Consider the following 19,483-nt stretch of genomic DNA (forward strand, 5'->3'; position numbering starts at 1 on the left):
TTCGCTTACTTTTCGCTTACTTGATACGTACGATATCGGCGCCGACCGCCGACAGTTTCACTTCCATCCGGTCGTAGCCGCGATCGAGGTGGTAGATGCGGTCGATCAGGGTCGTGCCTTCGGCCGCCATGCCGGCGATCACCAGCGAGGCCGAAGCGCGCAGGTCGGTCGCCATCACCGGCGCGCCGACCAGGCGCGCAACACCCTTGATGAAGGCGGTATTGCCCTCGGTCGAAATGTGCGCGCCCAGGCGGTTCATCTCCTGCACGTGCATGAAGCGGTTCTCGAAGATCGTCTCGGTGACTTTCGACGGGCCGTCGGCGATCGTGTTCACGGCCATGAACTGGGCCTGCATATCGGTCGGGAAGCCCGGATACTCGGTGGTGCGGAACGAGACCGGACGCGGACGGCCGTCCATCTTCGCGCGGATGGTGTCGCTACCCACGGTCAGCTGCAGGCCGATCTCGCGCAGCTTCTCGAGCGCGACGTCGAAGATGTCGGTGCGGGTGTTGGTCAGCACGATGTCGCCGCCGGTGGCCGCCACTGCGCAGAGAAAAGTAGCGGCCTCGATCCGGTCCGAGATCACGGCATGCTGCGCGCCGTGCAGTTCAGCGACGCCCTGGATCACCAGGCGGTCGGTGCCGATGCCGTCGATCTTCGCGCCCATGGCCACCAGCAGGTTGGCCAGGTCGGTCACTTCCGGTTCGCGCGCGGCGTTCTCGAGCACGGTCTCACCGATGGCCAGGGTGGCGGCCATCAGCAGGTTCTCGGTGCCGGTCACGGTGATCATGTCGGTGTGGATGCGCGCGCCCTTGAGCTTCTTGGCTTTCGCGTAGATGTAGCCGCCCTCGATCGTGATCTCGGCGCCCATCGCGCGCAGGCCCTTGATGTGCTGGTCGACCGGACGCGAGCCGATCGCGCAGCCGCCCGGCAGCGAGACCTTGGCTTCGCCGAAGCGCGCCAGCAGGGGGCCCAGCACCAGGATCGAGGCGCGCATGGTTTTCACCAGCTCGTACGGCGCCTCGAGCGTGTCGATGGCGCTGCCGTTCATCGTGACCTTCTCATCGTCCTGCACGACCTTCAGGCCGGTCTTTTCCAGGAGCTTGAGCATGGTGCGCACGTCGTGCAGGCGCGGCACGTTCGACAGATGCAGGTCGCCGGCGGTCAGGAGGCCCGCGCACAGGATGGGCAGCGCCGCATTCTTGGCGCCGGAGACCGAGATATCACCTTGCAGGCGTTTGCCGCCGACGATCTGGAGCTTGTCCATGCTTATCCTTTGAATTCTTCAGGGGTCAGGGTTTTCATCGACAGCGCGTGGATTTCCTCGCGCATGCGGTCGCCCAGCGCGGCGTACACGATCTGGTGACGCTGGATGGGACGCTTGCCGGCAAAGGCAGGCGATACGATCACGGCCTCGAAGTGATGGCCATCGCCCTTCACGTCGAGGTGGGTGCATTCGAGGCCGGCGCTGATATAGCCGTGGATCAGTTCGGGTGTGGTCGCCACGTTAACTCCAGTTAAACTTTGTACTATTAATGGCGCAGATTGTAGCCGCGCTTGAGCAGATTGATCGCCACGCCCGTCAGCACCGCGAAAAACACGGTCACGACGGCCAGGCTGATCCAGGGCGAAACGTCGGACTGGCCGAAGAACCCATAGCGGAACCCGTCAATCATATAAAAGAACGGGTTGAAATGCGAGACGGCCAGCCAGAAAGGCGGCAGTTTTTGGACGGAATAGAACACACCGGCCAGGAAGGTCGCCGGCATGATCAAGAAGTTCTGGAAAGCCGCCAGCTGGTCGAACTTCTCGGCCCAGATCCCGGCGATCGTGCCCATGGTGCCGAGGATGGCCGCGCCCAGCAGGGCGAACACCACGATCCACACCGGCGCCACGAACTCCAGGTGGGCGAACCAGGCGGTGACGATGAACACGCCGGCGCCGACCACGAGGCCGCGCAATACCGAGGCCAGCACGTAGGCCGACAGGATCTCGGCGTGCGACAGCGGCGGCAGCAGGATGAAGACCAGGTTGCCGCTGATCTTGGACTGGATCAGCGACGAGGACGAGTTGGCGAAAGCGTTCTGCAGCACGCTCATCATCACCAGGCCGGGAATCAGGAACGAGGTGTAGGCGACGCCGTCGAGCATCTCGACCCGGCCGTCGAGCACGTGGCCGAAGATCAGCAGGTAAAGCATGGCGGTGACCACCGGGGCGGCCACGGTCTGGGTCGCGACCTTCCAGAAGCGCAGCGACTCCTTGTAGAACAGGGTACGGAAACCGATCGAGAACATTACTTACCTTCCTCCATGATCTGGATGAAGATATCCTCGAGATCGGCCTGCTCCAGCTGCATCTCGTCGATGACGGCGCCGTTCTCGCGCAGGCGCGCCAGGATCGGCTCGACCTCGCTGACCTCGTTCACGCGCAGCGTGTACTTGTCGCCACTGCCGTTGCCGTGCTCATCGTGCGACACCAGATGGCGCAGGCCTTCGGGCAGATTCCCCGACTTCAGGTGCACCACCAGCTGCGAGCCCGACACGCGGCGCAGCAGCGCGCTCATGGTGTCCAGCGCCACCACATTGCCGCGCCGGAGCATGGCCACGCGCTGGCACATGGCTTGCGCTTCCTCGAGGTAGTGGGTGGTCAGCACCACGGTGTGGCCGCCCTCGCGGTTCAGGCGTGCGATGAACTTCCACAAGGTCTGGCGCAGCTCGACGTCGACGCCGGCGGTCGGCTCGTCGAGCACGATCACGGGCGGACGGTGCACCAGGGCTTGCGCCACCAGCACGCGCCGCTTCATGCCGCCCGACAGCGCGCGCATGTTCACGTCGGCCTTGTCGGTCAGGTCCAGGTTGTGCATCACCTCGTCGATCCAGCCATCGTTGTTGCGGATGCCGAAGTAGCCCGACTGCAGGCGCAAGGTTTCGCGCACCGTGAAGAAGGGATCGAACACCAGCTCCTGCGGCACCACGCCCAGGCGCTTGCGTGCTTCGCGGAAATCGGAGACGACGTCGTGGCCATGGATGCGCACGTGGCCGGCATCGGGCCGGATCAGGCCCGCGATGGTGGAAATCAGGGTGGTCTTGCCGGCGCCGTTCGGGCCCAGGAGGCCGAAGAATTCGCCTTCCTCGATGTCCAAGGAGACGCCCTTCAGGGCCTTGAAGCCTTTATAGCTCTTCTCGACGCTGTCAATCTGGATTGCTGTCATGCTTGTTGGATGGCGCGGCGCGCGCAAAATGGGATGGGACCCGACGCGCACCGTGGGAACCGTGCGGTGAAACGGTCCATTATAGGTGAAATCGCCACGTCAAGCGGCCAAAGGGGGTATTTGCACGGGGTGCGCAGGGGGTAGGCGAAACGACAGGCAAAAAAACAATCGGCGGCCAATGGCCGCCGATGTCGTCAGGCTTGCGGCAGCAGCGTATCGACCCCGTACAGGGCCGCCAGCTTTTGCACATTGTCCGGCACGTTCACGAAGGTGAGCCGGTGGCCGGCATCGAGCGCGCGGCGCTGCCAGGCCAACAGCAGGGCCACGCCGGACGAATCGGCCGCCTGCACGCCGCCGAGATCGAACACGGTCTCGCCGGCGCGGATCGCCGCCTCGCCCTGCTCCAGCGCCTGGTGGGCGGTCAGGAAGGTCAGGGCGTCGATCGACAGCATCGGGTTGGATTCAGCCATGTTGACGGATCACTTCGCCGGCGCGGCCAGCGGCTTGGAGGCCAGCTGGGCGTTGCGGTCGGCCAGGCGCTTGATCAGGCCATCGACGCCGTTCTTGCTGATCTCGCTGTTGAAGGTGCTGGTATAGGTCTGGACCAGCCAGGCGCCCAGCACGTTCACGTCATAGATCTTCCAGCTGCCCTTTTCGTTGCTCAGGCGGTAGTTCAGGGTGATCGGTTCGCCACGGGCGACGTTCACCTGCGAGCGCACTTCGACGTCGGTGTCGGTCGGCGCGCCGCGCATCGGCTTGAACTCGACGGTCTCGTTCTTGATGGTCGACAGCGCGCCGGCGTAGGTGTACACCAGCAGGTCGCGGAACTCCTTGGTCAGCTTCTGCTTCTGTTCCGGGGTGGCCGTGCGCCAGTGGCGGCCGGCCGCCTGCTGGGTCATCTTCTCGGCGTCGACGTAGGGCAGGATTTTTTCGTTGACCAGGCCCATGATCTTGCTGCGGTTGCCGGACTGGATGTCCTTGTCGGCCTTGACGCTGTCGATCACTTCATTGCTGATGCGCTTGACGAGCGCGTCCGGCGCTTCGGCGGCGGCCACCGGGGCGGCGACCAGGACGGTGGAGAAGGCCACGGTGGCGGCGGCGGCGACCAGGTGCATGAATGGCTTCATAGATTTCCTTTCGATTGGCGGCGGCGACAGCCGCACGCACGATTGATCTTGTTGTTACTGCTCGTCGGCGCTCTGGCGCGGCACGTCGCCGTCGTACACCTGGCTCTGGCGGCGCTGCAGATAGCCGTCGCGCAGGAACTCGTAACGGTCGAGGGCGGCGTCTTCGAGCAGGCCGGACGCGTCGAGCAGGCTGGCGCGGGTATCGATCACGCGGATGCCGGCGCCGATATTGCGCCAGTTGGCCGGCTCCTTGTACTTCCAGATGTCACCGCCGATATCGGCCGGCAAGGCCGCGGTATCACGTACGGTAGATGGGCCCAGCAGTGGCAAAATCAAGTAGGGGCCGCTTGGCACGCCCCATTTGCCCAGGGTCTGGCCGAAATCTTCGTCGCTCTTTTGCATGCCCGCTTCGGAAGCGATGTCGAGCAGGCCGAAGATGCCGAAGGTCGAGTTCAGCGCAACGCGGCCGAAATCGGTGCCGGCCTGCTCGGGTTTACCCTGCAGCAGGTTGTTGACCGAGCTCCAGGCATCCGACAGGTTGCCGAAGAAATTGCCAACGCCGGTCTGGGCAAAGCCCGGCACGACGTTCTTGTAGCCGGTGGCCACCGGTTTCAGGACGGTGCGGTCGACCGCATCGTTGAAGGTGAACATGGCGCGGTTATAGCCTTCCAGCGGATCCTGGGGATTATTCGCGGTGGAAGCACATCCGGTCAGGACCAGGATGGCGGCAGCGGCGGCGCCGAGGCGCAAGTGCGAGAGCGTGACGGCGTAGTTCATTCACTACCTTCCTTTCCTTCTGCAGCCTTGCTGTAGATAAATTGATTAATCAAGTCTTCCAGGACCGTCGCCGACTGGGTGCGATTGATGCGATCGCCCTCCGCCAGGTTTTGTTCATCGCCACCGGCTTCGATGCCGATGTATTGTTCACCCAACAAGCCAGCCGTCAAAATCTTCAGCGAGCTGTCTTTAGGGAATTTATATTCAGACTCCATATCGAGGCGCACCGATGCCTGGAAGCTCTTGTCGTCGAAGGTGATCTCACCCACGCGACCGACCACCACGCCGGCGCTCTTGACCGGCGCCTGCGGCTTGAGCCCGCCGATATTGTCGAAACGGCCCGTGACCGAATACGTCTGGCCGAACGACAGAGACCTCATGTTTCCTGCCTGGAAAGCCAGGAACAGCAGCGCGGCCAGGCCCAGCAGAACGAACAGGCCGACCCAGACGTCGATAGTTTTGCGATGCATTTTGAATACCCTACAGTAACCGTTTTAACCGTTTATTAAACTTATTTATTGAACATCAGGGCCGTCATGACGAAATTCAGCCCCCAGACCAACAGCGATGCAATCACGACCGTGCGCGTCGTTGCGCGCGACACGTCTTCTGGCGTCGGCTGGGCCTGGTAGCCCTGGAACAGGGCGGTAAAGGTCACTGCGATGCCAAATATAAAGCTTTTGATGACGCCGTTCAGTACGTCAGCTCGCACATCGACGCCGGCTTGCATCTGCGCCCAGAACGAACCCTCATCCACACCGATCAGTTTCACGCCGACGATGTAGCCACCGAGCACGCCCACCGCCGAAAACACGGTGGCCAGCACCGGCATGGCGATCACGCCGGCCCAGAAGCGCGGCGCCAGTACGCGCTGCACCGGGTTGATGGCCATCATTTCCATGGCCGACAGCTGTTCACCGGCCTTCATGAGGCCGATCTGGGCGGTCAGCGAGGTGCCGGCGCGGCCGGCGAACAGCAGCGCGGTCACGACCGGGCCCAGTTCGCGCACCAGCGCCAGCGCCACCACCTGGCCCAGCATCTGCTCGGCGCCATACTGGTTCAGCGTGTAATAACCCTGCAGGCCCAGCACCATGCCGACGAACAGGCCGGACACGGCGATGATCACCAGCGAGTAGTTGCCAATAAAATGGATCTGCTCAGAAATCAATCCGGGGCGGCGGAAAGCGCCCGGCGATACCTTCAATACACTAAAGAAAGAGCGCACTGCAAAGCCGAGGCCGGCGAAGCCTTCGCGCACGGTGCAGCCGACCAGGCCGAGGACGCGGGCGATCATTTGCGCACTCCCAGGCCCAGGTCGTCGGCCAGCGACTTGCCGGGATAGTGGAACGGCACCGGACCGTCCGGGGCGGCATTGACGAATTGTTTCACGTAGGGGTCTTCCGAAACGCGCAGGTCGTCCGGCGTGCCCTCGGCCACGATCTTGCCGGCGGACATGAAGTACACGTAGTCGGCGATCGCGAAGCACTCGTGCACGTCGTGCGAGACGAGGATCGAGGTCGAGCCCAGCGCGTCGTTGAGGTTGCGGATCAGGTTGGCGGTCACGCCCATCGAGATCGGATCGAGGCCGGCGAACGGCTCGTCGTACATGATCAGTTCAGGGTCCAGCGCCACCGCGCGCGCCACGGCCACGCGGCGCGCCATGCCGCCCGAGATCTCGGCCGGCTTCAGGCGGTGCGCATTGCGCAGGCCGACGGCGTTGAGTTTCATCAGGACCAGGTCGCGGATGAGTTCTTCGGGCAGGTCGGTGTGCTCGCGCAGCGGGAAGGCGACATTGTCGAATACCGACAGGTCGGTAAACAACGCGCCGAACTGGAACAGCATGCCCATGCGACGGCGCAGGCGGTACAGGCCCTCGGTATCGAGCTGGTGCACGACTTCACCGCCGATGCGCACTTCGCCGCGCTGGGGACGGATCTGGCCGCCGATCAGGCGCAGCACCGTGGTCTTGCCGCAACCCGACCCGCCCATGACGGCAATGAGCTTGCCGCGTGGGAAGTCCATACGGAGATTCGACAGGATGGAACGCTCACCGTAAGCAAAATGCAGATCGCGGATTTCGACTAGGTTCGACACAGCATAATTAATGTTTAGGGAATCCGGTATTGTAGTGCAGAAAGCTATTTACCTGCTTGGGGGACCCGATTTTACCCCCAGGCGGCGACGTACTATTACAACACTAATAACTAATGAGTCAGCTAATTCCGCTCATAAGCCCTTGTTTTTGTTGGTATATGTATGTTTCACAATATTAGTATTATTGAATTGTATCAATAAGCTGCATCCAAAAAACGCCCGAAGGAGCCGGTTTAAGCTCCTCCTAATTACTGGCCCGGTAAGTCGTGTTTTTGCGCCGCACCATGATTTGGGGACGATTTGACGAAATAGCAAGTGACAGAATATGCAATACTCTGTCGCCATTTTGTCAACGCAACATCGAGCCCCCGATCAGCCGCCGAAATGGCGCTCCACCGCAGTCCAGGCGCGCGCGCGTCCCTCGGCCGCCCGCTCCGCGCCCAGCGCCAGTCCCTCGGCCGAAAACACCGTCACGTCCTTCAGGCCGATCATGGCCAGGATGGCGCGCAGGTAGGGCTCGAGGAAGTCCGGCTGGCGCGCCCGTTCGCCGGTGCGGATGCCCCCGCTGGCCAGCGCCAGGTAGACCGGGCGGTCGGACAGGTTGCCCACCTTCCCTTCGGGCGTCGGACGCATGGTGCGGTTGATGCGCACCACGTGGTCGATCCAGGATTTGAGGGTCGAGGGCACGGTGAGGTTGTGCATCGGGGTGCCGATCACCACGATGTCGGCGCGCACCAGCTCCTCGATCAGGCCGTCGGAGCGCAGCTGCGCGCCGTCGACGCCCGGCTCGTTGGCGGCGCTCGACAGGGCCAGCGCATAGCCGGCGTCGATGTGGGGCAGCGCCGTTTCGTCGTCCACGCCGGCCAGTTCGCGCATCGTGACCGAGGCCCCGGGATGGTGCGCCAGCAGCCGTTCGACGACATGGTTGGACAGTTCGCGGCTGGCCGCTTGCGGGCCGCGCGGGCTGGCGCTGATATGCAGGATGTTCATGCGGTCTCCAGATAAGGTTGAAACGTCAGGCGAAGTCCAGGCGCAGGCCGCACATCGCAAGGATGATGGTGGTGGCCAGCAGCGCGGCGAACACGATGCCGCCCGCCAGCACGCGGTCGGCGCTGGCGCGCGGCGCATGGTGCGCCAGCATCACGATGCGCAGGCCGCAGAAGGCGTGCGCCACCACGAAGAATACCGCGCCCAGGTAATACGGCAGCAGGCGGATGTTCCACGGGTCGAGCAGCATGCCGACCGGGGCGCCGACCGCAAAACCCCAGTCGGTGTCGATCCCGAAGTGCACGCGCGCCAGGTACAGCACCGCGTTCACGTGGCTGATCACGGCCCACACCAGAAATACGCCGCCGGCCACCTGGAGGATGCGTGCCGCATCCATCGGCCGTGCGCTCCAGCGCCAGGCCAGGCGCAGGCCGGTCAGGATCATGAAGGCGAACACGCCGATCAGGAGCGGCTCGATCACGGGCGAGCGGTACACGACGCGCAGCACTTTCATCACCGCCATATGGGCGTCCGGCCCCACCAGGCCGACCAGGTGGTTACTGAAGTGGAAGGCCAGGAACAGGAGGGCCAGCACGGCGCCGACGCCGTGGGCCTTGCGCCAGCTGCCGCTGGCCCCACCCGCGTCGGACGCCGCCCGGCGCCGCGGCGTGCGGTCCGCGGTCGCGATGCGCAGCGCCAGCGCGGCCCACACCAGCAGCAGGAAGCCGATGTCCCAGCCCGGGTGACCAAGCAGCAGCGCCGCCACGCCGGTGAGCGTAAACATCGGCGGCACCGCCACCGCCAGCAGCGCCGTGCGGCGCGCCGCCAGTTCGGCCGCGCTGGGCTCCCCGATACGGCCGAGGCGCAGCGCGGCGCCGAAGGCGACCGCCGGCATCGCCAGCGCCGCCGCCAGGGCCAGGCCGGCGCCGATCCAGGCCGCGGGGCCGGCGCCGCGCTCGACCTCCCTGGCCGCGGCATGGTACAGGGCCAGCAGCCAGGGATAGACGCTGGCTGCCAGCGGCGCCGCGAACCAGTGCGCCTGCAGGGTGGTCGACGTCGGGATGGCGCCGCGACGGGACAGGTCGATGCCGGTCATGGTGCTCTCCTTCAGGGAACGATGACGTGGTCGGGACGCGCCAGCGCGAAGGCGGCGTCGCGGTCCGGTGCCGGCGGATAGATCCACTGGGTGTTGATGATGCGCTTCTGCGCCTTGCCTTCCTCGCGCGTCAGCCTGACCTGGCGATCCCAGCCCTCCGTGTACAAGGCGCCCCACGGCCCGAGGTCGAGGCAGGTCACGTATTTCGGCTGGCTGTAGGCGTGCAGCGGCAATCCCACCAGTTCGGCCACCGCGTTGTAGCCGGCCACCCGGCCCAGGCTGAGCGCATGCTGGCACGACATCGCGGCCACATTGCCTTCGTCGTCGGTGGCGGCGCGCGCCACGTCGCCGGTGACGTAGACGCCGTCCGCGCCCGGCGCCCGCAGATAGGGGTCGGCGTGGACGCGGCCGAAGCGGTCGACTTCGCCGCCGACCTGTTCGGCCAGCGGATTGGCGCGCATGCCGGCGGTCCAGATCACGGTGGCGGCGGGGAAGCTGCGGCCATCCGAGGTGACCACGCCGCCGGCGCCGATCGCGGCCACGCCGGCCGAGGTGATGGCCTCGACGCCGACTTCGCGCAGCGCTTCCTCGATCACCGGACGCGGGCCGGCGCCCAGTTCCGGGCCGACCACCGGCGCGTGTTCCAGCATCAGCACACGCACCTTGGCTTCCTGGCCCAGGATGGCGCGCAGGCGCTCCGGCATCTCGGTGGCGGTCTCAAGGCCGGTGAAGCCGGCGCCGACCACCACCACCGTGTCGCGCGCCTCACTTTGCGGCTGGGTGGCCAGGCCTTGCAGGTGGCGCTCCAGCCTTTCGGCCTGTTGCAGCTGGTCGACGTTGAAGCCATACTCGGCCAGGCCCGGCACGTTCGGCGTCACCACCTGGCTGCCAGTGGCCAGCACGAAGCGGTCGTAGGGCAAGGTGGTGTGGCTGCCGTCGTTGAGCGTCACCGCGACCTGGCGCGCCTGGGCATCGATTTTCTCGATGCGGCCGGCCACGTGGCGCACGCCGACGGCGGTGAACAGCGGGCCCAGTTCGGGCGCCATATTGTCCAGCGAGGCCTCGTACAGGCGCGGACGGATGTGCAGCTCGGCGACTGGCGACACCACCGTGATGGCCAGCTCGTCCGACTTGCCGGCCACGTGGGCGGCGCGCGCGGCGGCAATGGCGGCCCACAGGCCGGCGAAGCCGTTGCCGGCGATGATGACGTTCTGGATCATGATGGTCTCCTTGGAGGTGGGTTGTCGATGCATGGATTCTGGGGGTAGACTGGCCTCATGTATTGATCCAGTCCTCTCACAAACGATTGATCCACTTCTCATGACAGAGGCACCCGCCACACGATCGAGCCGCCGCGCGCTGGCACTCGGCGCACCGGCGCCCGGCGAGACGCTGCAGCGCTGGCTGTACCGCAGCCTGCGCCAGGCGATTCTCGACGGCCGTCTCGGGGAAGGCGCCCTGTTGCCCGGCACGCGCGCACTGGCACAGCAATACGCGATGGCGCGCGGCACCGTGCAGCTGGCCTATGACCAGCTGCTGTCCGAGGGCTATCTGCAGGCGCTGCGCGGCAGCGGCACCCGGGTCAGCCGGGTGCTGCCGGACGCCAGCCTGCAGGCCGGGCCGGCCCCGGTGCGCGTGCTCGAAGAACCTTCCCGCTTCCAGCCTGACGGCCCCTGGCTGCGCAACGTCGGCGACCAGGCCCCCGCCTTCCCGCTACGTCCCGGCAGCGGCCTGCCGCCCGCCTTCCACCCGCACCGCTGCGACGTGCGCGGCTTCCCCATCGACTTGTGGCGGCGCCTGCACGGGCGCCATCTGCGGCCCTCGAAACTGGCGGTCCTGTCCGAGACCGAAGCCGCTGGCATGGCGCCGCTGCGCGCCGCGATCGCGCGCCACCTGGACCTGGCGCGCGGGGTGGCGGTGTCGCCCGACCAGATCGTGATCCTGGGCAGCGTGCAGCAGGCGCTCGACATCTGCCTGCGGCTGCTGGTCGCGCCGGGCGACGCGGTATGGATGGAAGATCCCGGCTATCCCGGCGCGCGCCAGGCCATGCACGCACACGGCGCGCGAGTGGTCGACGTCGCCGTCGACGAGGACGGCATACGGGTGCACGAGGCATTGGCGGCGGCGTCGGATGCGCGCCTGGCCTATGTGACGCCGGCGCGCCAGGCGCCGCTGGGCATGGCGCTGTCGCCGGAACGCCGGCTGGCGCTGCTGCAGTGGGCGCGCGAGCGCGGCGCCATCGTGTTCGAGGACGACTACGACAGCGAATACCGCTTCGCCGCCAAGCCCGTCCCGGCGCTGCGCAGCATGGAAGGGGCCGAGTCGCACGTGGTCCTGGCCGGCACCTTCAGCAAGCTGCTGTTCCCGGCGATCCGGCTGGCCTTCGTCGCCCTGCCCTGGCAGCTGGTCGACCCGTTCGTCCGCGCCGCCTCGCTGGCCGCGCGCAATGCCAACGCCCTCTCGCAGGCGGTGCTGGCCGACTTCATCGACGATGGCCACTTCGACCGCCACGTGCGGCGCATGCGGCGCGTGTATGCCGGTCGCGCCGCGGCCTTCGAAGCAGCGGCGCACGCGCATTGGCAGGGATTGATCGCGGTGCCGCCGGTCACGGCGGGGCTGGACGTGGTGACGCGGCTGCTGGCGCATGAAGAGCGCGACGCCTGGCAGCGCCTGAACGCGGCCGGTTTGACGGCGTTTCCGCTCGGGCCCTATTGCGCGCAGGCGCAGCTGCCGCCATCGCTGGTGATGGGCTTCGCCGCCTTCGATGAGGCGCAGATCGATGCGGGAGCGAAGGCGGTGGCGGCCGCCTTGCGCGGCCGCCACTGAGGTCTCATTGCGTGATTAGCGCGGCAGGCTCGAGACGCCCATCAGGAACTCGTCGACCGAACGCGCGCACTGGCGGCCTTCGCGGATCGCCCACACCACCAGCGACTGGCCGCGGCGCATGTCGCCGGCCGCGAACAGCTTCGGGTTCGAGGTCTGGTAGGCGTTCTCGCCCTCGGTGGCGGCGCGCGCGTTGCCGCGCGGGTCCTTCTGCACGCCGAAGGCGTCCAGCACCTGCTGCACCGGCGAGACGAAGCCCATCGCCAGGAACACCAGGTCGGCCTTGAGTTCGAATTCGCTGTCCGGCACTTCCGCCATCTTGCCGTCCTTCCACTCGACGCGGCAGGCGATCAGCTTCTCGACCTTGCCGCCCTTGCCTTCCAGGCGCTTGGTCGCCACCGCCCAGTCGCGCTCGCAGCCTTCCTCGTGCGAGGACGAGGTGCGCAGGCGGGTCGGCCAGTAAGGCCAGACCAGCGGCTTGTTTTCCTGTTCCGGCGGCTGCGGCATCAGTTCGAACTGGGTGACGGAAAGCGCGCCGTGGCGGTTCGAGGTGCCGACGCAGTCCGAACCGGTGTCGCCGCCGCCGATCACCACCACGTGCTTGCCGGTGGCCTTGATCTGGTCTTTTACCTTGTCGCCGGCGTTGACCCGGTTCTGCTGCGGCAGGAAGTCCATCGCGTAGTGCACGCCCTTCAGCTGGCGGCCAGGCACCGGCAGGTCGCGCGGCTGCTCGGCGCCGCCGGCCAGGATCACGGCGTCGAAGTCTTTTTCCAGGTCTTCCGGGAAGATGGTCTCGCGCGCCATATTGCTGACCGTGGCCGGGAAATCCTTGCCGATCAGGACACCCGTGCGGAAGGTCACGCCTTCGGCCTGCATCTGTTCCACCCTGCGGTCGATCAGGCCCTTCTCCATCTTGAAGTCGGGGATCCCGTAGCGCAGCAGGCCGCCGATACGGTCGCTCTTTTCGAATACCGTCACGTCATGGCCGGCGCGCGCCAGCTGCTGGGCCGCGGCCAGGCCGGCGGGACCGGAGCCGACGATGGCAACCTTCTTGCCGGTCTTGACGCTCGGCGGTTGCGGCACCACCCAGCCGTGCTCCCAGCCGGTGTCGATGATCTTGCGCTCGATCGACTTGATGCCGACCGGGTCGTTGTTGATGCCCAGGGTACAGGCCGATTCGCACGGCGCCGGGCAGATGCGGCCGGTGAACTCGGGGAAGTTATTGGTGGAGTGGAGATTGTCCAGCGCATGGCGGTAGTTGCCATGGAAGACCAGGTCGTTCCAGTCCGGGATCATATTGTTGACCGGGCAGCCCGTGTTGCAGAACGGGATGCCGCAATCCATGCAGCGCGCGCCCTGCACCTTGGCCTGGCCATCGGTGAGGGTGACGACGAATTCCTTGTAGTTCTTGAGACGGACGGGCGGGTCGAGGTATTCCTCTTCCTGCCGTGCGAATTCCATGAAGCCGGTAATTTTGCCCACGTTGTTTTCCTTTGCTTACGGCGCTTAAGCGGCCAGTTCGATCTTGTCGTTCGCTTCTTCCATGCTCGAGTTGTGCATCTCCTCGAGGGCGCGCTTGTAGTCGGTCGGGAATACCTTGACGAACTTGCCGCGGCTATTGGCCCAGTCATCCAGCAGATTGCGCGCACGCGTGCTGCCGGTGTGCTTGAAGTGACGTTCGATCAGGCGGCGCAGGATGACTTCGTCGCATTCGCGTTCGCCATTGCGGGTCTGGCTGTGCCAGGCCGCCGGGTCGCACTGCTCCTTGGCCGACAGCACCGGTTCCAGGTTGACCATCGTGGTATTGCAGCGGCCCGCGAACTCGCCTTTCGGATCGTAGACGAAGGCCACGCCGCCCGACATGCCGGCCGCGAAGTTGCGTCCGGTCTCGCCCAGCACCACGACGGTACCACCGGTCATGTATTCGCAACCGTGGTCGCCGCAGCCCTCGACCACCGCGATGGCGCCCGAGTTACGCACCGCGAAGCGCTCGCCGGCCACGCCGTTGAAGAAGGCTTCGCCCGAGATCGCGCCGTACATCACGGTATTGCCGACGATGATGTTGTCCACCGCCCAGCCGCGGAACTCGGTGTTCGGGCGCACGATGATGCGGCCGCCCGACAGGCCCTTGCCGACGTAGTCGTTGCCCTCGCCGACCAGGTCGATCGTGATGCCGCCAGCCAGGAAGGCCGCCGCCGACTGGCCTGCGGTGCCCTGCAGCTGGATGTGGATGGTGTCGTCCGGCAGGCCGGCATGGCCATAGCGCTTGGCGACTTCGCCCGACAGCATGGCGCCGACGGTACGGTTCAGGTTCTTCACCGGCGAGATGAACGAGACGCGCTCGCCCTTCTCCAGTGCGGCTTTCGCTTGCGCGATCAGCTTGTGGTCCAGGGCTTTATCGAGGCCGTGATCCTGTTCGCCCGTGTGATACAGGGCGCTGCGACAGTCGACCTGCGGCTGGTAGAAGATATTCGAGAAGTCCAGGCCCTGCGCCTTCCAGTGCCCGATCGCCTTCGATTTGTCGAGCAGGTCGGCGCGGCCGATCAATTCGTCATAGGTACGGATGCCCAGCTGGGCCATGATCTGGCGCGCTTCCTCGGCAACGAAGAAGAAGTAATTCACGACGTGCTCGGGTTTACCCTGGAACTTGGCGCGCAATACCGGATCCTGCGTGGCCACGCCCACCGGGCAGGTATTCAGGTGGCATTTGCGCATCATGATGCAGCCTTCGACCACCAGCGGCGCGGTAGCAAAACCCACTTCGTCGGCGCCCAGCATGGCGGCGATGACGACATCGCGTCCGGTGCGCATCTGGCCATCCGCCTGGACCCGAATGCGGCTGCGCAGGCCATTGAGCACCAGCGTCTGCTGGGTCTCGGCCAGGCCCAGCTCCCACGGCGTGCCGGCGTGTTTGACCGAGGACAGCGGCGAGGCGCCGGTGCCGCCGTCATGGCCGGCCACCACCACGTGGTCGGCCTTGGCCTTCGAGACGCCTGCGGCGACGGTGCCGATGCCGACTTCCGATACCAGCTTGACCGAGATCGAGGCGCGCGGGTTGGCGTTTTTCAGGTCGTGGATCAGCTGGGCCAGATCTTCGATCGAATAGATGTCGTGGTGCGGCGGCGGCGAGATCAGGCCGACACCCGGCACCGAGAAGCGCAGAGAGGCGATGTACTCGGACACCTTATGGCCCGGCAGCTGGCCGCCCTCGCCTGGCTTGGCGCCCTGCGCCATCTTGATCTGGATTTGATCGGCCGCGTTCAGGTATTCGGCCGTGACGCCGAAGCGGCCTGAGGCCACCTGCTTGATCTTCGAGCGCAGCGAATCGCCGTCTTCCAGCGGGATGTCGACCATCACGCGGTCGGCGCCCAGGCGCGAGGCCAGGGTCTCGCCCTTCTTGATGGCGATGCCCTTGAATTCGTTCATGTAGCGCGCCGGATCTTCGCCGCCTTCGCCGGTATTGCTCTTGCCGCCGATGCGGTTCATCGCGATCGCCAGCGTGGCGTGGGCCTCGGTGCTGATCGAGCCGAGCGACATCGCGCCGGTGGCGAAGCGCTTGACGATGTCTTTCGCCGGTTCGACTTCCTCGATCGGGATCGCCTTGTCGCGGTCGATCCTGAACTCGAACAGGCCGCGCAGGGTCAGGTGACGACGCGTCTGGTCGTTGATCAGCTGGGCGTACTCTTTATAGGTCGAGAAGTTGTTGGAACGGGTCGAGTGCTGCAGCTTGGCGATCGCGTCCGGCGTCCACAGGTGGTCTTCGCCGCGCACGCGGAAGGCGTATTCGCCGCCGACGTCGAGCGCATTGGCCAGCACCGGGTCGTTACCGAAGGCCAGGGCGTGCAGGCGCAGCGCTTCCTCGGCCACTTCGAACAGGCCGATGCCTTCCACGTTCGACGAGGTGCCCTTGAAGTACTTGTCGACCAGCGACTTGTTCAGGCCCACGGCCTCGAAGATCTGGGCGCCGCAATAGGACATATAGGTGGAGATGCCCATCTTCGACATCACCTTGAGCAGGCCCTTGCCGATCGCCTTGATGTAGTTGTAGCTCGCGGTTTCCGCCGACAGCTCGTGCGGCAGGCTGTGGGCCAGTTCGGCCAGGGTTTCCAGCGCCAGGTAGGGGTGGACGGCTTCGGCGCCGTAGCCCGCCAGCAGGGCAAAGTGATGAGTCTCGCGCGCCGAACCGGTCTCGATCACCAGGCCGGTGGAAGCGCGCAGGCCTTTCGCCACCAGGTGCTGGTGGACGCTGGAGGTGGCCAGCAGCGCGGGGATGGCGACCAGGTCGGGCGACAGGCGGCGATCCGACACGATCAGGATGTTGTGGCCCGACTTGACGGCGTCGACCGCTTCGGCGCACAGCGAGGCGAGCGAGGCTTCGATGCCTTCCTTGCCCCAGGCGACCGGATAGCAGATGTTCAGCTCATAGGCCTTGAACTTGCCGCCGGTGTGCTGGCCGATGGCGCGCAGTCGCGCCATGTCGTCGAAGCCGAGGATCGGCTGCGCCACTTCGAGGCGCATCGGCGGGTTGACGTTGTTGGTGTCGAGGATGTTCGGCTTGGGGCCGATGAAGGACACCAGCGACATCACCATGCTTTCGCGGATCGGGTCGATCGGCGGGTTGGTCACCTGGGCGAACAGCTGCTTGAAGTAGTTATACAGCGGTTTCAGCTTGTTCGAGGTGACGGCCAGCGGCGAATCGTTACCCATCGAGCCGGTGGCTTCCTCGCCCAGCACGGCCATCGGCGCCATCAGGAATTTGAGGTCTTCTTGCGTGTAGCCGAAGGCTTGCTGGCGGTCGAGCAGGGTCAGGGCATGCTTTTCGCCTTGCGCATCCTTGGCGCGGCCGGCCATCAACTGTGACTCGGACAGCTTGATTTCATTGAGCTTGATGCGCACCGACTTGATCCAGGCTTTATACGGCTTGGCGTTGGCGAAGCTGTCCTTGAGTTCCTTGTCGTCGATGATGCGGCCGGCTTCGAGGTCGATCAGGAACATCTTGCCCGGCTGGAGGCGCCACTTCTTGACGATGCGCGATTCGGGGATCGGCAGCACGCCCGATTCGGAGGCCATCACGACCAGGTCGTCCTCGGTGATGACGTATCGCGCCGGACGCAGGCCGTTGCGGTCCAGGGTGCCGCCGATGTGGCGGCCGTCGGTGAAGGCCATGGCGGCCGGGCCGTCCCATGGTTCCATCATCGCCGCGTGGTATTCGTAGAAGGCGCGGCGGTTGTCGTCCATCTCGGTGTGGTTTTCCCAGGCTTCCGGGATCATCATCATCATCGCCTGGGCCACCGGATAGCCGGCCATCACCAGCAGTTCGAGCGCATTGTCGAAGCAGGCGGTGTCGGACTGGCCTTCGTAAATCAGCGGGAACAGCTTGTTCAGGTCTTCGCCCAGCACGGCCGACTTGAGCGTGCCTTCGCGCGCGCGGGTCCAGTTGAAGTTGCCCTTGACGGTGTTGATCTCGCCGTTGTGGGCGATCATGCGGTAAGGGTGGGCCAGAGGCCACTCGGGGAAGGTATTGGTCGAGAAGCGCTGGTGGACCAGGGACAGGGCCGAGATGCAGCGCGGGTCTTGCAGGTCCTTGTAGTAGACGCCAACCTGGTCGGCCAGCAGCAGGCCTTTATAGACGATGGTGCGCGCCGACATCGACGGCACGAAGAATTCCTTGCCGTGCAGGAGTTTGAGGGCCTGGATCGCGTGGCCCGACGATTTGCGGATCACGTAGAGCTTACGTTCGAGCGCATCGGTGACCATGATGTCCGGGCCGCGGCCGATGAAGATCTGGCGGATGACGGGTTCCTTGGCGCGCACGAAGGGGGACATCGGCATGGTCTCGTCGACCGGCACGTTGCGCCAGCCCAGCACGACCTGGCCTTCGATGCGCACCGCGCGCTCGATTTCCTGTTCGCAGGCGATGCGCGAGGCGTGCTCCTTCGGCAGGAACACCATGCCGACGCCGTATTCGCCGGGCGGCGGCAGTTCGACGCCCTGCTTGGCCATCTCGTCGCGGAAGTACTGGTCCGGGATCTGGATCAGGATACCGGCCCCGTCACCCATCAGCGCATCGGCGCCCACGGCGCCCCGGTGGTCGAGGTTTTTCAGGATCTGCAGACCCTGTTCAATAATCGAATGACTCTTGTTGCCCTTGATATGGGCGATGAAACCGACCCCGCAGGCATCGTGTTCATTGGCTGGGTCATACAAACCTTGGGCAATCATGAGGCATTCTCCACAACTTTTCGGGGGTCGAACGCCGAGAATAGTGCACTGCAAAATGCCCCGTCAACCAGAATAATTAGGGTCAGAGTCGAATTGTTTGACAACTTTTTGTTTGAGCGATTAATTGGGGACAGAGTCAACCCAATCTGTTCGATATCGCTTGGATCGACCCTAAGTCTTTGATGTTGCAGATTTTTTTGGCAAAAAAAACGGCACGAATAACCGTGCCGCAGTGTCAGGAATTGTGCGCTTCAGGCTGCTGAAAGCGGCGGAAGTGGCGGATTGAACGGGCGTCCGCGCTTGGCCGGCAAGATCTGCCGTTGCGTTTTACGCTCGAGTTCGGTCTTGAAGGTGAGCGAGCCGAGCGGTTGGTTCTTGAGAATGGCGATCGTGATGAAATCGACCTCTTCCGTGCTGAGCCCTTGCCGGACCATGTCGATATAGGCCGCCTCGCGCTGGAACGGCGTGTTGCCCAGTGCCCAGAACAGCGGATGATCGGCGACCAGGGTGTCGGTGCGAATGCCGGCGTGGTGGGCGTAGCTGGACCAGGGATAGTTCTCCGGCGCCACCCTGAGCTGTGCGCGCACCGGATTGAGCTCGATATAGCGGCTGCAGGTCATGAAATAGCGGTCCGAATCGATCAGCGAGGTGCGGAAACGCCCTTCGAACAGGCCGCCGCTGCGCTCGTACTTGAGATTGAACCAGGGGACATAGAGCCGGCCCACCTTCTGCATCATCAGCGCCAAGCCGGTGGCGTCGCTGGGCGTGGCCAGCAGGTGCAGGTGGTTCGGCATCAGGACGTAGGAGTGGATCGCCACATCGTAGAACTTGGCGCCTTCCTTGAGCCACACCAGGAAGCGCTGGTAATCGGCTTCCTCGCGAAAGATCACCTGACGGTTATTGCCGCGCTGGATGACGTGGTGCGGTTGCTCGGGAACGATGAGTCGTGGTTGGCGTGCCATGGCGTCTGCTCAAATGTTGAGCAGACGATTCTACAATAGAAATTGACTCTGTCCCTAATTAATCGCAAGCCGCGGCAAAACTGCGCTCACTCTGTCCCCATTTATTGGACAAATAAGTCAAGCGCAATAAAAGCCAAGAAATTTTGTGTAAATCTGAGTGAAAATGACAAGATCGTCAAAGAAA

At 64.8% G+C, this 19,483-nt stretch carries 17 protein-coding genes; 1 reads left to right on the forward strand and 16 read right to left on the reverse strand.

Going from position 1 to position 19,483, the window contains the following annotated elements:
- Positions 1-16: 16 nt before the first annotated feature.
- From murA to SOM61_RS13560, 13 genes are all read right to left on the reverse strand, one after another.
- Positions 17-1,267 carry a UDP-N-acetylglucosamine 1-carboxyvinyltransferase gene (gene murA / locus SOM61_RS13500; RefSeq protein ID WP_320474571.1) on the reverse strand — a complete coding sequence of 417 codons (1,251 nt, stop codon included), beginning with the start codon at positions 1,265-1,267 and terminating at the stop codon, positions 17-19.
- A 2-nt stretch (positions 1,268-1,269) separates the two neighbouring features.
- Complete coding sequence (locus SOM61_RS13505) at positions 1,270-1,506, reverse strand: BolA family protein (RefSeq protein WP_109345839.1); 237 nt, start codon at positions 1,504-1,506, stop codon at positions 1,270-1,272.
- A gap of 26 nt (positions 1,507-1,532) precedes the next feature.
- A complete protein-coding gene (locus SOM61_RS13510) occupies positions 1,533-2,294 on the reverse strand; it encodes an ABC transporter permease (protein ID WP_109345838.1) in 762 nt (253 codons plus the stop codon).
- Positions 2,294-3,211 carry an ABC transporter ATP-binding protein gene (locus SOM61_RS13515; RefSeq protein WP_320474572.1) on the reverse strand — a complete coding sequence of 306 codons (918 nt, stop codon included), beginning with the start codon at positions 3,209-3,211 and terminating at the stop codon, positions 2,294-2,296. Before SOM61_RS13515 ends, SOM61_RS13510 begins: the two co-directional genes overlap by 1 nt.
- A gap of 194 nt (positions 3,212-3,405) precedes the next feature.
- The gene (locus SOM61_RS13520) at positions 3,406-3,681 is read right to left on the reverse strand and encodes an STAS domain-containing protein (protein ID WP_123070211.1); all 276 of its coding nucleotides are present in this window, start codon (positions 3,679-3,681) and stop codon (positions 3,406-3,408) included.
- 9 nt (positions 3,682-3,690) lie between these two features.
- Positions 3,691-4,338 carry an MlaC/ttg2D family ABC transporter substrate-binding protein gene (locus tag SOM61_RS13525; protein ID WP_123070210.1) on the reverse strand — a complete coding sequence of 216 codons (648 nt, stop codon included), beginning with the start codon at positions 4,336-4,338 and terminating at the stop codon, positions 3,691-3,693.
- Between the two features lie 54 nt (positions 4,339-4,392).
- Positions 4,393-5,115 (reverse strand): MlaA family lipoprotein, encoded by a 723-nt coding sequence (locus tag SOM61_RS13530; protein WP_320474573.1) that lies wholly within the window; start codon positions 5,113-5,115, stop codon positions 4,393-4,395.
- Positions 5,112-5,585 carry an outer membrane lipid asymmetry maintenance protein MlaD gene (gene mlaD, locus SOM61_RS13535; RefSeq protein ID WP_123070208.1) on the reverse strand — a complete coding sequence of 158 codons (474 nt, stop codon included), beginning with the start codon at positions 5,583-5,585 and terminating at the stop codon, positions 5,112-5,114. The genes SOM61_RS13530 and mlaD overlap by 4 nt, the downstream gene beginning before the upstream one ends.
- Positions 5,586-5,626: 41 nt before the next feature.
- Positions 5,627-6,409: a lipid asymmetry maintenance ABC transporter permease subunit MlaE gene (mlaE, locus tag SOM61_RS13540; protein WP_123070207.1), complete on the reverse strand. Its 783-nt coding sequence runs from the start codon at positions 6,407-6,409 to the stop codon at positions 5,627-5,629.
- The gene (locus SOM61_RS13545; protein ID WP_320474574.1) at positions 6,406-7,209 is read right to left on the reverse strand and encodes an ABC transporter ATP-binding protein; all 804 of its coding nucleotides are present in this window, start codon (positions 7,207-7,209) and stop codon (positions 6,406-6,408) included. The genes mlaE and SOM61_RS13545 overlap by 4 nt, the downstream gene beginning before the upstream one ends.
- Positions 7,210-7,581: 372 nt before the next feature.
- Positions 7,582-8,199, reverse strand: coding sequence for an FMN-dependent NADH-azoreductase (locus SOM61_RS13550; protein ID WP_320474575.1), 618 nt, complete (start codon positions 8,197-8,199; stop codon positions 7,582-7,584).
- 25 nt (positions 8,200-8,224) lie between these two features.
- Positions 8,225-9,292 carry a hypothetical protein gene (locus tag SOM61_RS13555; protein ID WP_320474576.1) on the reverse strand — a complete coding sequence of 356 codons (1,068 nt, stop codon included), beginning with the start codon at positions 9,290-9,292 and terminating at the stop codon, positions 8,225-8,227.
- Positions 9,293-9,303: 11 nt separating this feature from the next.
- Positions 9,304-10,512 (reverse strand): NAD(P)/FAD-dependent oxidoreductase, encoded by a 1,209-nt coding sequence (locus SOM61_RS13560; protein ID WP_320474577.1) that lies wholly within the window; start codon positions 10,510-10,512, stop codon positions 9,304-9,306.
- A 100-nt stretch (positions 10,513-10,612) separates the two neighbouring features.
- Between SOM61_RS13560 and pdxR the strand changes: the two genes are divergently transcribed.
- A complete protein-coding gene (gene pdxR, locus SOM61_RS13565) occupies positions 10,613-12,118 on the forward strand; it encodes a MocR-like pyridoxine biosynthesis transcription factor PdxR (RefSeq protein ID WP_320474578.1) in 1,506 nt (501 codons plus the stop codon).
- A 15-nt stretch (positions 12,119-12,133) separates the two neighbouring features.
- Here the strand turns inward: pdxR and SOM61_RS13570 are convergent, their stop codons facing one another.
- From SOM61_RS13570 to SOM61_RS13580, 3 genes are all read right to left on the reverse strand, one after another.
- Positions 12,134-13,597 carry a glutamate synthase subunit beta gene (locus SOM61_RS13570; RefSeq protein ID WP_320474579.1) on the reverse strand — a complete coding sequence of 488 codons (1,464 nt, stop codon included), beginning with the start codon at positions 13,595-13,597 and terminating at the stop codon, positions 12,134-12,136.
- 24 nt (positions 13,598-13,621) lie between these two features.
- A complete protein-coding gene (locus SOM61_RS13575; RefSeq protein ID WP_320474580.1) occupies positions 13,622-18,337 on the reverse strand; it encodes a glutamate synthase-related protein in 4,716 nt (1,571 codons plus the stop codon).
- A gap of 251 nt (positions 18,338-18,588) precedes the next feature.
- A complete protein-coding gene (locus SOM61_RS13580) occupies positions 18,589-19,299 on the reverse strand; it encodes a transposase (protein WP_320474581.1) in 711 nt (236 codons plus the stop codon).
- Positions 19,300-19,483 lie beyond the last annotated feature (184 nt).

The sequence above is a fragment of the Massilia sp. CFBP9012 genome, assembly GCF_034045115.1.
Taxonomy (GTDB): Bacteria; Pseudomonadota; Gammaproteobacteria; order Burkholderiales; family Burkholderiaceae_D; genus Telluria.

What these genes read in the sequence shown, in the direction of transcription:
- murA (WP_320474571.1), bottom strand. Translation starts at nt 1,267, where the DNA reads ATGGACAAGCTCCAGATCGTCGGCGGCAAACGCCTGCAAGGTGATATC.
- SOM61_RS13510 (WP_109345838.1), bottom strand. Translation starts at nt 2,294, where the DNA reads ATGTTCTCGATCGGTTTCCGTACCCTGTTCTACAAGGAGTCGCTGCGC.
- SOM61_RS13515 (WP_320474572.1), bottom strand. Translation starts at nt 3,211, where the DNA reads ATGACAGCAATCCAGATTGACAGCGTCGAGAAGAGCTATAAAGGCTTC.
- SOM61_RS13520 (WP_123070211.1), bottom strand. Translation starts at nt 3,681, where the DNA reads ATGGCTGAATCCAACCCGATGCTGTCGATCGACGCCCTGACCTTCCTG.
- SOM61_RS13525 (WP_123070210.1), bottom strand. Translation starts at nt 4,338, where the DNA reads ATGAAGCCATTCATGCACCTGGTCGCCGCCGCCGCCACCGTGGCCTTC.
- SOM61_RS13530 (WP_320474573.1), bottom strand. Translation starts at nt 5,115, where the DNA reads ATGAACTACGCCGTCACGCTCTCGCACTTGCGCCTCGGCGCCGCCGCT.
- mlaD (WP_123070208.1), bottom strand. Translation starts at nt 5,585, where the DNA reads ATGCATCGCAAAACTATCGACGTCTGGGTCGGCCTGTTCGTTCTGCTG.
- mlaE (WP_123070207.1), bottom strand. Translation starts at nt 6,409, where the DNA reads ATGATCGCCCGCGTCCTCGGCCTGGTCGGCTGCACCGTGCGCGAAGGC.
- SOM61_RS13550 (WP_320474575.1), bottom strand. Translation starts at nt 8,199, where the DNA reads ATGAACATCCTGCATATCAGCGCCAGCCCGCGCGGCCCGCAAGCGGCC.
- SOM61_RS13555 (WP_320474576.1), bottom strand. Translation starts at nt 9,292, where the DNA reads ATGACCGGCATCGACCTGTCCCGTCGCGGCGCCATCCCGACGTCGACC.
- SOM61_RS13560 (WP_320474577.1), bottom strand. Translation starts at nt 10,512, where the DNA reads ATGATCCAGAACGTCATCATCGCCGGCAACGGCTTCGCCGGCCTGTGG.
- pdxR (WP_320474578.1), top strand. Translation starts at nt 10,613, where the DNA reads ATGACAGAGGCACCCGCCACACGATCGAGCCGCCGCGCGCTGGCACTC.
- SOM61_RS13575 (WP_320474580.1), bottom strand. Translation starts at nt 18,337, where the DNA reads ATGATTGCCCAAGGTTTGTATGACCCAGCCAATGAACACGATGCCTGC.
- SOM61_RS13580 (WP_320474581.1), bottom strand. Translation starts at nt 19,299, where the DNA reads ATGGCACGCCAACCACGACTCATCGTTCCCGAGCAACCGCACCACGTC.